Raw genomic sequence first — 13,623 nt, forward strand, 5'->3', positions numbered from 1 at the left:
TGCAACGAAGTTAGTGACAGTTCGCCGGGCGTGTCAACCCGCGCGTCAGGTCGCCGCGTTGGGGTGGAACTCCACGTAGGTCCGGATGGTGTCCACGGCGGAGATGCCGTAGATCTCCTCCACCGCGTTCGCCGCCGCGTGGCAGGTGCGGAACCGCTGGAACGGGGTCAGGCCCAGCCGGTTGACCTGGAGGTAGGTGCAGTTGAGGAGGAACCGGTAGCGGAGGAAGTCCGGGTTGCGGAAGACGGCCTCGCGGTAGGCGCGGTTGCCGAACATCAGCTCGTGCATCGGGGCGACGGGTCGGCTGGCGGGCCGGTCGGGCGGCTCGGCTGGCGCCGGCGGGAAGACGAGGTCCTGCTCGATCAGCGGTTCGACGCGTCGGCCGTACTCGTGGCACCGGGTGGCCCACCGACGGGCGTACGGCGTGGTGTTCGCGCCGCCCTGCAGGGTGGCGAGCACGGCCCGCGTCCGGGCGACGACGGTCTCGCGGTGCGCCTCGTAGTGCGCGTCGAACGACGCCCGCACGGCGTCCGGGTCGGCGCACGAGTGCAGGAACCCCTCGGCGTGCGAGCGGTACGACGCGAAGCCGGCCGTGATGGGCGGGCACGCGGCCACCGTCGTGGCCAGCATCAACTCCAACGCGATGAGCTCCTTGGCGTCGGCGCCCGCGCGGGCCCGGTCGAGCATCCGGAACAGCAGGTTCGTGCTCTCGGACGCGAATGAGGCCATCAGCTCGCCGGTCTCCGCGCTGCGGATCACGTGCGGCCGGGTGTCGTAGGGCTGCTCGTGGATGGAGTTGTCCGGGAACCACGGCACGAGCGGCCCGTGCTCCTTCTCGCGGCGGGCCAGGAGCCGGTGCTGGGCCAGTTCGTGCTCGAGGTCGGGCACGGTCGTGGACGGGTGCGCGGCCAGGTAGCCGCCGACCACGGCCTCGACGCGCGGCCGGACCACGCGGGCCCACGTGTCCGGGTCGGTCTTGGCGAACAGGCGCAGGTGGGGACCTTGCCGCCAGTGCCGGGCGAGGTAGAGGCCCGCCACCCGGGAACGCAGCTGCTGGAAGACGGGGCGGATCGCGTCGAGGATGAGCCGGTCCTTGTCCGGGTCGTAGTAGTAGACGTGCAGGCAGTGCCAGGTGGTGCGGGTGTCCAGGTGGGTGGGTTCGGTCTCGACGGTCACAGCGGTGCCACCTCGTCGCGGAGTTCGGGCAGTTCGGACAGCGTTCGGGCGGTGAGCGAGGCCAGACGCGCCTCGGTGGCCGCCGAGAGGCCGAGGCGGTTGCACAGCAGGTGCGCGCAGCGCAGGACCACGTACGGGACCACCGGGTCGTCGGGTCGCAGCGCCCGCGCCAGCCCCGCGAACGGCGACAGCGCGTCCACGGGCGCGAAGTCGCCACGCGCCCGCAGGCCCGACAGGGTCGCGTGCAGGGCCCGGATCGACAGCCACCACGCCGCGAGGACGTCGGTGTGCGCGAGGTCGGCGGGGTCGGACGACGCGTGCTCCCACAGCCGCCGGGTCTGGTCGCGCAGGTCGTCACGGCGGTCCGGGCGCACCGGTGACGGCTGTCGCGTCCGCACGGCGGCGAAGCGCGCGGCGGCCCGTTCCAGGTCGGGTTCGCACACCGCGAGGGCGATCGTGAGCATGGCCAGCGCCGCGCCCGCCCGTCGGTCGGGTGGCGCGGCGAGGAGGTGGACGGCGATGCGGCTGGAGTCGGTGAAGTGCCGTTCGACCGCGCACAACGCCCGGCCGTCGCCGTAGGCGTGGTGTTCGGGCTCGTAGGCGATGAACTCCACCGTGTCGACCGCCCTCAGCCGCCGGTCCCACCGGGCCAGCCGCTCGCCCTCGGCACGGCGGCGGGCGACGGCCTCGTACTCGTCCTGGGACCAGCCGCCGGGCGGCGAGGGGTGGTCGGCCAGGTGCCGCGCGCACGTCCGCGCGACCGCCGCCCGGACGTCGGCCGCCGGACCTTTGGTGAGCAGGCGCAGCCGCACGTGCGGTCCGCCCTCCCAGTAGCGGAGGAAGAACCAGCCGCCCACCCGGCCGGCGCGGGCCAGCTCCTCGCACAGCGGCGCCACCGCGCGCGTGACGAGCAGGTCCTGGTCGCCGCGGTGGAAGACGTGCGCGCCGACCCAGTCGCGAACCGGCTCAGCCATGCGGGTCCGTCGCGGACAGCTCGAAGACGTACTCGGTGACGCGGCGCGCGTGCGTGCCGTGGCGCGGCGCGTCCGCCGGGTCGGGCAGCGCTTCCTCGAACACCACGGTGGCGTCCGACCCGCGCGGCAGAAACGGCAGCGGGAACCAGCCGGCGAAGTCGACGTAGACCGGCTTGCGCGACGCGTCACGACGGCCGGTCGTGCGGACGAAGCACCGCCGCGGGATGCCGTGGGCGTCGCGCCGGCGGGCGAGCGCCGGCAGGAAGTCCGCGTCCGACCGGCCCTTCAGCCGGGCGGGCAGGTCCGCGGCGGGCACCCGCCACCCGGCTCGGGCGAGCACGACCCGGCCGACCGCCAGCCACGGCCTGCGCCGGACGCCGTCGACCGGCGCGCGCCAGCCCACGTCGTCCCAGTGCGGGTGGGGCGCGAACGCGGTCTGCGGTTCGCCGAACACCGCCACCATGAACCGCAACGCGGGCGGCAGCGCGCCTTCGACGAGCATGCCGAGGGCGAGCGGGCACACCTCCCGACCGTGGTCGTCGCACAGCAGCAGCCAGCCGGAGGCCGCGTCGTGCCGGACCCACAGGTCGGTCGGCGGCAGCCCGCCCGGCTCACCGCCGGGGTAGTCGATGACGTGGGGCACGGCCGCCGCCCGCTGGTTGAGCTGCGAGCCGAACGCCGCCCGGCACTCGGCCAACGCCACGTCCCGGCTCGGCACGGGCGCGCGGACCGGGGTGGCGACGCCGGCGGCGGCGAGGAGGTGCTCGATCCGGGTGATGCCCCAGCCGTAGCCGGTGCGCACGGTGTTGAGCACGAACCCCGGCCCGTCCGGGCCCGGCAGTTCCTGGCCGTAGCAGCACACCGACCGCGGCGCGCGGACGTGCGCGGGCCAGGACGCGGCGAGCTTCGCGAGCACCTGCGGGTCCACCGACACGGTCTCCCGGACGCCGTCGTCGTCGCCGTACAGCCCGGCGGCGACGGACCGCCACGGCCTGGACGTGGTGCGCGGACCGGGATCGGCGCGGTACGCCCGGTACAGCTGCGGGAACGGCACCCGCGCCGAGGAGCCGAACGTGGCGCGGAAGAACTCGGCGAGCCGCAGCTTCAGCGGCAGGGAACGGTCCATCACGCCGAGGAAACCGCGGATCGCCTCCAAGTCCTCGAACACCGGCTGCCACCGCTCGCGCGAGCGGACGACCACCGGCCGGGGCAGGACCGCGTTCTCCAGCACCACGGACCGGTCCGGCGGCCACGGCGCCCGGCCGAGGCCGGTGAGCAGCCCGTCGAGCAGGTCGCGCACCTGCCGCAGGCCTTCGACGCGGTGCGCGGCCGTGGTCAGGGTCCGGTAGCCGGCCACCGCCGCGCCCAGGTCCCGCAGCCGCTGTGGCCAGGGTGATCCGGCGGCGTGGGCGTCGGCACAGCGCGCGAAGTGGTCCAGCGGGTCGGGCGACTGGTCCGGGAACGGCCGCTTCGGCTCCAGCAAACCCAGCGACACCAGCTCGTCCACGTAGTCGCGCGCGCGTTCGTCAGTCGGCGTCGCCAAGTGGCGGCCGAGCGACCCGACGGTGGGTTCCGGTGCGGTGCGGACGAAGTCCAGCACGTCGCGCACGGTGTCCGTCGCGGCGACAGAGACGATCGGCTCGCCGTCGCCGGCGCCGAGGAACCAGCACCGGCCGCCGTCCCGCTCGACCGACGGGTTCACCCGGAGGCCGACGTGCTCGCGCAGCTCCGGACGCTCGGCCAGGGCGGACCACAGCGCGAGCACCGCGGACCGGTCCAGCTCCACCACACCGCACCAGCCGAGGTCGCCCGAGAGCTGCACCGCCGGGCCGCCACCCGCCCACTCGCCCAGCCCGCTCAACGTGAACGACGCGTACGGGCTCGGTTTCGCCACCGCACGGGCGAGGTACTTCGCCAGGCTCGCCACCGCGCGGGGACGCGGGGACGCCCGGTCGTCGAGCCACCGGGACGCCGACCGCGTGAGGTCTGGGCTGCCCAGCACGAGCGCGAACCGGAACGCGTCCCGTCCGGCCGCGACCCGCAACGCCTCCCGTGCCGCGGCCCGGTCGGCGGCGAGCAGCGCCGGCACCGTCCCCGCCGGCCCACCGGCGCACGCCACCGCGTCGGCCCAGCGCTCCACCCGTTCCCCGATGCCGCCGGGCAACGACCGCCGCGCCGACCACACCCGTCCCGTCGGCCGCCTGCCCTGGAACACCGCCCGCCGCAACGCGACCAGGAACGGCCGGTCCTCATCCGCGCACCGTCCGATCACCGGGTGCAGCAGGTCGGACAACGCCGCGCCCTCGTCCCGCAGCCACCGTTGAAGCGCGACGACGTCCTCCGCGACCGCCCACGCGCGCTCGCACCGCACGGCTGCGAGATCGGCCACGGGCGCGCCGCCCACCCGCACGCCGAACACGCCGCCCGACCGGAACCCGGCCGCCGCAGGTCCGGGCGTGCGGCCGGTGCATGCCTTGCGCGGCAACGGTTCCCTCCAGACGTCGTACCGACGCGGAGGTGCGGCAACCCCCGAGGCTCCCGCACCCCCGCCCGCCGATCGGCTCGCGCGGACCCGCTCCCTCGGTCAGGCAATGGCCTCACAGCTGCCGGTGCAATCGCAGTCGCAGTCGCATTCGCCGCCGCAGTCGCAAGACGCGCCGAGCTCCGTCACCCCGTGCCCCTGCGTGAGCTCTTCCGGACCCGGCGCGGGCACGACACCGATCGTCTCGACCAGGAGGTCGTCGAGGTTCAGCACAGGCTTGGAGACAGACATGAGATCACTTCCAGGACTCTGGATCATCGTTGGGCCCGAACGGATCGCGGGCACGTCGTCCAGTGCAGCACGGCCGGTCCGGTATCCGGGGTCAAACCACCCGTGCGGGTTGCCCGGCGCCGATCTTCCGGCCGCACGCCTCGTGGTCGGCGCCGTTGGGCCACTACGGTGGTCCGTCACCTGGCCGTGGTCGGGTCGGCCCGCCCGGTGCGTCACGGGCAGTCAGCCGAGCGGTCCGGTCACCGTGCTTCCGGGCCGGGCGATCCCCAATAGCAGGAAGGACAGCGCGTGCAGCGGACCGGTCAGGCCGAGCACCGCGTCGGTGGTCGGGTTCGTGCCGTCGGAGTGGATGCGGGCGGTGAGACCGCACGCGGCCGCGGCGAGGGCGGCGCGGTGCACGACCAGTCCCGCCTCGGCCTGCTGCAACCGGTACCAGCGGTCGCCGAACGTGGCGCTGCCCGTCGTCTGGTCGCCGACGGGCACCACGACGGCCGCGGCTTCCGGCAACGCCAGGCGGGTGTTGGGCCGGAGCGGGCCGGCCAGGACGTCGCCGGCGCCGTCGGCCGCGACCAACGCGCACGTGAGCCGGTCGTACCGGTAGGCGCCGGCCGGGACGCCGGTGACCCGCCGCACCAGGACGTGCGGCGCGCACGTGACGGGCGCGTCGTGGCAGCCGGGCAGGTCGCCCGGGTAGCCGGCCGCCGCGTGCGCCAGCACGGTCGCCAAGGTCTCCGCGGTGATGTGGCGCGGCAGGAACCCGGCTTCCGGCGAACACCGCAGCGGCACCGCGTCGGCCACGCGCACCGCACGTGCCGCGGGCAGGCGCACGACCTCGCCGGGTGACGGCGGTGGCGGCAAGGGCAGGACACCGGGGAGCGGCGCGGCCGACGCCGCGTGCAGCGCGGTGAGGCACGGCAGCCGGTCGACCACGCTGGGCGGCGGGTGTTCCTCGGCGGCGGCGGGCAGGCGCGGCGGCGGTCCCGGCGGCACGGCGCGGCCCGACGCGCACGTGAACGCGGCCAGCACGCCTTCCCGCGTCGGGTCCAGGCCCAGCAGCCACTGGCAGGCCGCGTCGTCGAACCGCAGGTGGACCGCCGTGTCGAGGCCCAGCGACTCGCCCAGCGCCAAGGCCTGGGCGCTGAGCACGCCGACTTCCTGGCACTGCAGGCGATACGCGAACTCCCGGTACTTGAAGCCGTTGCGCCAGAACACCGCGGCGAGCACGACGACCACGTCGGGCACCCCGGCCGACACGCGGGTCAGCGACGCGTGCAGCAGCGGCCGGTGGTCTCCGGGCCGGATCAGGTCGAGGGCGTGGTGCGCGGCGTCGTAGTGGTACAGCCCGGCGGGTTCGCCGAGCGCGACGTAGGCCTCGATCGGGTACAGCGCGCCACCGGACGGCGCGGGTCGCTTGAGCCGCACGCCGCGGTGGGTCCACTCGGCGCGGGTCACGCCGAGCAGGCCGCGCAGCAGGTCGCCGTGCGGCTCCCGCGCGGGCAGCACGAGGCGGCCCGCGTACCGGTAGCGCTTGTACGTCGGCGGCACGGCCGTCCGGTCGGCCGGCTCGCGCCCGCGTTCGGCCAAGGCGCGCAGGTAGCGGCGGGTCGCCTCGCCCGGCACGGCGGCGGGCGGCGAACCCGGTGCGATCACTCGGGAACCGGACACGGCGCCTCCCGGCACGTCGGGGGAACGGGTGGGGGTGCGGGTTGACGTCCTCGGCCGGCAGGTCCGTCGAGCGGTGGCCGAGCAGGCGGGGCACGGTGGCCAGGCGCGGGAGCCCGTGCGTGCGGCGGAACCGGTGGCCGAAGGTCATCGGCAACGTCCCCGGCACGACGACCTCGGCGCCCGCGAAGCCGCCCGCCCGTTGTTCCGGTGCCGTCGTGTCGACCGCGACGACGTCCAGCCCGGTGTCCAGGTGGCGCCGGACCAGCTCGGCCAGGTCGTCGCCGAGGTCGTGGTGGCGTGGGCAGGCGGTCCGCGCGGCGAGGTCGGCCAACGGCACGGGCGGGCGGCCGGTGTCGAGGAAGTCCCACCGCCCGGCGGTGTCCCGGTGCCCGTGGAGCAGGGCGTGGTCGGGCATCTCGCGGACCTCGTCGGGGTCGGCGACCAGCCGCGCCGCCCGGTCGGCGTCGAAGCGGCCCAGGCGGCTGCCGATGCCCGCGGCGGCGTCGGTCAGGGCAGTGCGCAACGCGTGTTCCGGGTCGGGGTGGGCGGCCGAGCTGCACCCGTGCAACGGCACGTCCGGCCGTCCGAGAGCGTCGACGGCCGGCACCAGCGCCACGGGCACGCGCTGCTCCAAGGTGATCGAGCAGGCCGACACCTCGTACCCGCGGCGGCGCACGAACTCGGCGAGCACCGGGATGCGCCGGTCGCGCGCCGAGTCGAGGTCGAGCCGGGGCGCGGCGAGCCTGGCGCACCAGGTCATCAGGAACGCGTCGCGCTCGGCGATCTCCAGCAGGCCGTGGAAGACGGCTTCCTCCAGGCACCCGCCCAGCGCGCAGCCGTTGGAGCACTCGTAGACGAGGCGGGCGTCCTGCTCGGCGGTCCGGCCGCCGTAGTACGCGCAGCTCTCCGGCACGAGCACCGGTTCGGCCCGCCCGAAGGAGTAGCCCCAGACCCAGGCCGGCGGCCGGGCCGGGTCGAAGCGGGCGAACGCGAACCCGGGCCGGTCGTACCGGTCGTCGGGGTACAGGCCCAGGTCGCGCGGGTCGATCGCCCGGTCGGCGACCTCGTCGTGCGGTGCGCGGACCGCGGTGCGGCGGCCCAGTGGGCGGAGGCTGCCGTACCGCTCCAACGCCTCGGTGACGGCGGTGAGGCGCGCGGTGCGGAAGTCGCCGCCGCGGCCGTAGCCGTGCCGGTCCGCGGCCTCCGGGCGGGGTGGGCCGAGCCGGGCCGTCGCGGTCGGGATGCCGAACGGCGATCCGGCGGCGACCGTGCCGATCAGACCGGCCTGTCCGTCCACATAGGACCGCACCAGCTCGTCCCACCGACCGGCCGGCGTGCGGGTGCGGAACGTGCCGGTGTCCGGTTTGGGCAGCGGTCGGCGGCGGATCCCCGCGGCCGACGGGGTGTCGTCGGGCGGGTCGGCGCAGTCGGGGCACCGCGGGTCCGGCAGGACCACGTGCCGGGTGATCAGGCCGGTGAGCAGGGCGAACCGCAGCAGCGCGCCCCGCGTGCGCGCTCGGCCGTCGGCACGGGCCAGGCGGTCGAGTTCGTCGGCCACCACCTCGGCGACCGCGTGCGCGGACACCGGCGTGACCAGCGGGTGGGGCGCGTCCCCCGGGTCGTCGCCGAACTCGGCGCGCAGCGCGGCCCGGCCCAGCCGGTCGGTGCGGTTGCCGTCGCGCCTGCGCTCGGCGCAGGTGGGGCAGCCGGGCTCGGCCGGCACGACCACGGGCCCGATCAGCACCAACGGCCCGTCCACCCGGACCGGGAGCCACCGGCCGGCGGGCGTGCCCGCGGTCACGCGGTCGCCCAGCACGGCCGCCGGCGTCGCGCGCAGTCGGTCCGGGCCGGCCGACACGGACACCACGACATGGCCGACGTCCGGGCGCGGCGCGGCGACCAGGAGATCAGTCACCGTCGGCCACCACCCGGACCAGGCACGGCACCACGCCGTGCACCTCCTCGTCCACCACCAACGGGACGGCGACCGGCACCCGGCCGGCGCGGCGCAACGCGGCGACCAGCGCCCGGCAGCGCGGGTCGTCGGCGGGCGCGGACCCGTCGCCCTCGCCCGTCCACCTCGTGATCGCGGCGTGCTCCGGCAGACCGCACTGCCAGTACAGCACCGCGCGTTCCAGCCCGTCGCGCAGCGCTTCGGCGACCGTGGCCGCGCAGGTGGTGATCGTGGTCCCGGTCAGCCTCATCGTGAAGGCGGGCACGCCGAGCGCGCCGCCGAGATCGCCCACCTCGACGTCCACGGCCGCGGCGCGGAAAAATCCCAGCAGCTCGACCGCCCGCTCGTCGCCCGTTTCCCGGACCACGGCGGCGAGATCGCACCGCACGCCCTCGCGTTCGGCGAGCGCAGCCTCGCAGTGCGCACGAAGCCCGGCCGCGACCGCGTCACCCCACGTCCGGCCCGCCGCCACCCCGACGGGCGCCCAATACGGGACGCGAGCGTCGACCGGCGCGACCGCGCACGGCCGACCCGTGAGCAGGTCGGGCCGGTCACCGCCGCGCGCGTCGACCAGGCTGCCGTACGTCGCCAAGCCCGCCAGCGCGGCACGCCACCGGGCCTCGTCCCGGTCGGCGCCCCACCCCGCCACCTCCGGCGCCGCGGCCCAGCCGGGCAACACCGCCTCGGGGTCGGACACCGACGCGCGGCACACCGCCAGCGGCACCTGCGGCAGGTCGTCCTCGTCCAGCCGGCCCAGCACGCCGACCCGGTCGTCGACGAGCCGCCGGATCCGCTCGGGGAACCCGTCCGCCTCGACCACGGCGTCGAGCCGGACCTGCCCGGTCACCGCGTACGGGCGTGGCCGGTGCGTGCGGGCGCTCAGGTTCCGGAGGTCGATCCGCGTCAACGCCGGCTCGACCGGGTCCGCGGCCAAGCCCGTCAGGTGCCGGAAGCACGCCGACACCAGGTGCGCCGCGATCACGCCCGGCACCGGCCCGGTCAGCAGACCCTCGTCCACGCCCTCGCCGCGCCACGCGCCCAGCCGACGCCAGCACGACTCCGCCGCGACCCGCTCCGGTGGACCGACCGCGGTCACCCACGCCTCGCCGCCGCCCACCGACACCTGCCCGATCGCCACACCCGACCGCGCGCGGGCCCGTGCTGCGTCCAGCAGGTCGGCACGGCGGTCGGACACGCACAGCAGGAGATCGGTGTCGTCCGGCGGCGCGAGTCCTCTTTCGACGGTCACGTCCTGCGCGCGGTCGCGCACCGCACCGCGGGCCACCGCACGCACGCCGGCCGCGTCGTCGCCGGTCCGCACCACCACGCGCCGCCACCCCGAGCGCAGCCCCGCGGCCAACAGCGCCGCCAACACCGGTCCGCCACCGAGGAGCGTGACGCGCGCCGAGCGCAATCGCTCGAACCGGTGCTCGGCGGAGTCCACCGCGTAGCGGATGAACGCGATCTCCGGCTCGTAGATCCGCTGTTCCGCCTCGGTGAGCGCGTGCGGCGCGTCGTCCAGCGCGTCGACCAGCAGCCGATGTTCGTGCAACGACCGGACGAGGTGCTTCACCACTTCCCGCTGCCCGCTCGTGAGCGGCGCCACCAGGTCGTCCAGGGTGTGCTCGCCGGTGAGGAACGGCGCGAGCCGGTCGAGCCACTCGTAGCCGGCGTCTCCGGTCAGCGTGCAGGCGCCGGCGGAGCCGCTCACGTACGCCCCGTCCGGGCTCTTCACGTACCGCACGTCGGCACGCAGTCGTGGACGCATCTTCCGGACCTCCGCGCAGTGGCTGGTCGGCTTCCGACGCTAATCGAGGGCACCGGGCGCGGACGGGTGTCGAAGCGTGACGTGCCGCCCCGGTTGAGTGGTGACTCCTCGTCACCACCCGGCGCGGCGCAGGATCCGCCGGCACAGGTAGACGCAGACGCCCAGCGCGGGAGCGCCGCCGAGCAGCGTGGCGGCGATGCCGAGCGCGGTGAGGCGGTCGGCGAGGTAGAGCGGCACAAGGACGGCCGTGGCGATGGCGCACTTGACCACGAACACGGCCGTGCAGCGCTGGTAGAGCCGCCGGCGCGGGCGGTCCTGCCGCCACCGCGACCGCTCGCCGCGCGCCGCGCCGAGCACCAGCCCGACCACCGGCCATCCGGCCACTGTGGACAGTCCGAACACGACAGCCATCACGGCCTGGGTGACCACGGCGGGTAGGTAGAAGTCGACCGCGTGGCCGCTGCCGCCCGCCAGTGCCGCCGACGTGCCGACCAGGGCCAGCCCGATGGCCGCCGACCAGTACTTGCGGTCGGCCCACACGCGCACGGCGGTGAGCACCACCACCGCGCCGACCGCGATCAGCGCGGACGTCGGCACCTCGCCGGTCAGCAGGTAGGCGACCAGGAAGACCACCCGGGACGCGACGCCTTCCGCGACCGTGCGCCAACCGCCCACGGCGTCGAACGCGGACAGCGACTTCCGCGTCAGCGCGGTGAACGTCATGCGCCGGGCTCCGCACCGGCCGGGACCGCGAGGCCGGTGAAGCTGTCCCGGCGCATCCCGTCCTCGTAGCCGCCGATCGCGGCGAGCAGGTCGGTTCCGCCCCGGGCGGCGTGGACGAGGGCGTCCCGGAGGCGGTGCGCGTCCCGCATGGCCAGGTTGCCGCCGAACCCCGGCGCGACGTGGACGGCGTCACCGATCAGCGTCACGGTGGTGGCGGGCCACGCGGGCATCGGCGGGATCATCCCGACGCGGAGCGCGACGGTCAGGTCCGGCCACGCCCGGTCCACCACCCGGCCCAACGTCGGGTGCAGGTCCGCGGCCAGTTCCCGAGCCCGCCGCCAGTCCCCGGCGCCCGGGCGTTCCCGCGCGACGGGCAGCGCCCACATCACGTAGTCCTCGGCGTCTGTGACGGCGCGGTCGCGCAACGCGGGCAGCCACCGGTCACGCGCGGGCGCCGGCGGTTGGGCGAACCGCAGCACGCCCAGCGCCATCGTCGTGCCGCGTCCCCGTGCGACCGCGGCGTTGTCGCCGATCAACGCGGGCAGGCCGGTGTCCACGGCGCGCAGCGGGGTCGCGCCCATCAGCACCCGCTTCCCCGTGTCGACCACCCGCACGTGCGGCAGGTGTTGCCGGCGGACCGCCGAACCGACGCCGTCCGCGCCGACCAGGACATCCGCGGTGTCGGTCCGGCCATCGGCGAACCACGCCCGGACCGTGCCGTCGGGCCGCTGCTCGAACCGGGTGAACGGCGCGTCGAACCGCACCACGTCCTCCAGCCCGGTCAGCAACACCGCCCGCAGCAACGGGCGGTGCGCCTGCCGTCCGGGTCGCGCCTTGTCCTCCGTGCCGACGGCCGCCAGCTCTCCGTCCACTTCGGACAGCTGCAGGGTGCTCCCACGAGGGCCGCCCATGGTGGCCTCCACCATCCCGGCGTGCGCCGGCGGCAGGCACGCGCGCAGCGCCGCCGTGCCCCGGTCGTCGACGTGCAGGCTGATGCCCTGCGGCCGTCCCCGCGCGCCGTCGCGCTCGTGGACCACGACGTCGATCCCCGCTCCGCGCAAGCCCTGGGCCAGCGTCAACCCACCGAGCCCGGCGCCGATCACGATCACCCGCATCCCCCGCCACCCTTTCTTCATCACCTGGTGAAGTTCACCGTACCCGAAACTCCACCGGGTGATGAAGAAAGCTCCGTTAGACTGCCCGCGACATGGCAGAGCAGAGTCCTTCGAGTCGCCCCGGGCGGTGGCGCTCCGGCGCGGAGAGCAAGCAGCGGATCCTGGAAACGGCCCGCGCGCTGTTCCGCCGGCACGGCTACGACGGCACCACGGTGCGCGCGGTCGCCGCCGAGGCGGGGGTCGACCCGGCCATGGTGTTCTACTTCTTCCGCACCAAGCAGGGTCTGTTCGGCGCGGCCGTGGAGATGCCCGACGCCGTGCCGCCCGCCATCGAGTCGATCTTCACCGGCGGTCTGGACGGCATCGGCGAGCGCGTCGTCCGGACGTTGCTGGAGAACATGGAGAAGTCCGACCGCACCCCGTTCGCCCTGCTCACCCGGTCTGCCCCGACGCACGACCGGTCCGAGGCGCTGCTCCGCGAGTTCATCGACCGGGAGATCACCGACCGGCTGACCGCGCTGCTCGACGCGCCGGACGCCGCGCTGCGGGCCGGCATGGTGAACGTCCAACTGCTCGGCCTCACCGTGGCGCGGTACATCGTGCGGATCGAGCCGATCGCGTCCGCGCCCGTCGACGAGCTGGTGGCCCGGTTCGGCCCGCTCGTGCAGCACTGCCTGACCGTGCCGGACCACCGCCCTTGAGGCGGGCTCAGGGCACGTTGACCCGGTCGCTGTCGAACGTGATCGGGTCCTCGGGGCGGACGCGCCACGCCTCCAGGCCGCCGTCGGCCAGGATCTCGTCCACCAGGTCCTCGGACCCGCCGACGAACGTGCAGTGCAGGTCGATCTCGCCGCCGACGCACCAGGCGCGATCCGCCAGCCAGAGCAGGTTCGGCGACTGGTGCGTCGTCGTGCTGCCGGACAGCCGCCACCCCGGCTCGCCCACCGCCGACAACGGTCCCGTGAACAGCAGGTAGTCGCGCCCGGGCAGGCGCACCTCGCCACCGCGCTCCGCGGCGTCGAGCCACCCGTAGCCGTTCCAGAGGCCGAACCAGCACCGGTCGGGCGTGTCGGTGTGCCGGGTGAGCACGGCGCAGAGCCGGCGGAACTCGTCGGCGGGCAGGTTGCCGATCTCCGGTGGCCGGTCGGGCCAGGCGTCGGCCGTGATGGCTCCGAACTGCGCCAGGGCGTGCACGCGGCGGCCGGTCGACGCGGCGATCTCCGCCCAGCTCACCGCCCGTCCGTCGGCGTCGAAGGCCGGGTGCAGGATCCGGGCGTAGGCGGCGAAACCGTCCGGCACGACGGCCGCGACCCCCGAGCCGAACCGGCGGAGCCGGCGCCGGACCCAGTCGGCCGCCTTGGGGTCGTCGGAGCGCCGGAGGCGGGCTCCCTCACCTGACGTCATGCGTCGTCCGATCCGGGCTGTCGGTCACGGGACGGGGGCGGGTCACGGGACTGGGGGCGGGTCGCGGGGGC

General features: G+C 75.5%; 10 protein-coding genes and 1 pseudogene. 1 reads left to right on the forward strand and 10 read right to left on the reverse strand.

Going from position 1 to position 13,623, the window contains the following annotated elements; translation table 11 throughout:
- Nucleotides 1-45 precede the first annotated feature (45 nt).
- The 9 genes and pseudogenes from ADK67_RS04515 to ADK67_RS04555 all read right to left on the reverse strand — a co-directional run bounded on the left by ADK67_RS04515 (nt 46) and on the right by ADK67_RS04555 (nt 12,148).
- Entirely contained in the window at nt 46-1,176 is a 1,131-nt protein-coding gene (locus ADK67_RS04515) for a thiopeptide maturation pyridine synthase (protein ID WP_053715102.1), read from the reverse strand.
- Nucleotides 1,173-2,150 carry a thiopeptide-type bacteriocin biosynthesis protein gene (locus tag ADK67_RS04520; RefSeq protein ID WP_053715103.1) on the reverse strand — a complete coding sequence of 326 codons (978 nt, stop codon included), beginning with the start codon at nt 2,148-2,150 and terminating at the stop codon, nt 1,173-1,175. Before ADK67_RS04520 ends, ADK67_RS04515 begins: the two co-directional genes overlap by 4 nt.
- Nucleotides 2,143-4,635: a lantibiotic dehydratase gene (locus tag ADK67_RS04525; RefSeq protein ID WP_053715104.1), complete on the reverse strand. Its 2,493-nt coding sequence runs from the start codon at nt 4,633-4,635 to the stop codon at nt 2,143-2,145. Before ADK67_RS04525 ends, ADK67_RS04520 begins: the two co-directional genes overlap by 8 nt.
- Before the next feature lie 99 nt (nt 4,636-4,734).
- A complete protein-coding gene (locus ADK67_RS04530; protein WP_157619921.1) occupies nt 4,735-4,923 on the reverse strand; it encodes a thiomuracin/GE37468 family thiazolyl RiPP peptide in 189 nt (62 codons plus the stop codon).
- A gap of 222 nt (nt 4,924-5,145) precedes the next feature.
- Nucleotides 5,146-6,588 (reverse strand): SagB/ThcOx family dehydrogenase, encoded by a 1,443-nt coding sequence (locus ADK67_RS04535; protein WP_197289279.1) that lies wholly within the window; start codon nt 6,586-6,588, stop codon nt 5,146-5,148.
- 79 nt (nt 6,589-6,667) lie between these two features.
- A pseudogene (locus ADK67_RS55260) lies at nt 6,668-8,503 on the reverse strand (TOMM precursor leader peptide-binding protein); the annotation flags it as partial.
- Entirely contained in the window at nt 8,496-10,310 is a 1,815-nt protein-coding gene (locus ADK67_RS04545; protein ID WP_157619922.1) for a hypothetical protein, read from the reverse strand. The pseudogene ADK67_RS55260 and the gene ADK67_RS04545, both read right to left, overlap by 8 nt.
- A gap of 111 nt (nt 10,311-10,421) precedes the next feature.
- A complete protein-coding gene (locus ADK67_RS04550) occupies nt 10,422-11,033 on the reverse strand; it encodes a DUF3159 domain-containing protein (RefSeq protein WP_053715109.1) in 612 nt (203 codons plus the stop codon).
- On the reverse strand, nt 11,030-12,148 hold the full coding sequence (locus ADK67_RS04555; RefSeq protein WP_053715110.1) for an FAD-dependent oxidoreductase: 1,119 nt from the start codon (nt 12,146-12,148) through the stop codon (nt 11,030-11,032). Before ADK67_RS04555 ends, ADK67_RS04550 begins: the two co-directional genes overlap by 4 nt.
- 92 nt (nt 12,149-12,240) lie before the next feature.
- Here ADK67_RS04555 and ADK67_RS04560 point away from each other — a divergent pair, with 92 nt between their 5' ends.
- Nucleotides 12,241-12,849: a TetR/AcrR family transcriptional regulator gene (locus ADK67_RS04560; protein ID WP_053715111.1), complete on the forward strand. Its 609-nt coding sequence runs from the start codon at nt 12,241-12,243 to the stop codon at nt 12,847-12,849.
- 7 nt (nt 12,850-12,856) lie between these two features.
- On the opposite strand, the gene ADK67_RS04565 is transcribed toward ADK67_RS04560, so the two are convergent.
- Nucleotides 12,857-13,552 (reverse strand): hypothetical protein, encoded by a 696-nt coding sequence (locus ADK67_RS04565; RefSeq protein WP_053715112.1) that lies wholly within the window; start codon nt 13,550-13,552, stop codon nt 12,857-12,859.
- Between the last annotated feature and the right edge of the window lie 71 nt (nt 13,553-13,623).

Source organism: Saccharothrix sp. NRRL B-16348, assembly GCF_001280085.1.
Classification (GTDB): Bacteria; Actinomycetota; Actinomycetes; order Mycobacteriales; family Pseudonocardiaceae; genus Actinosynnema.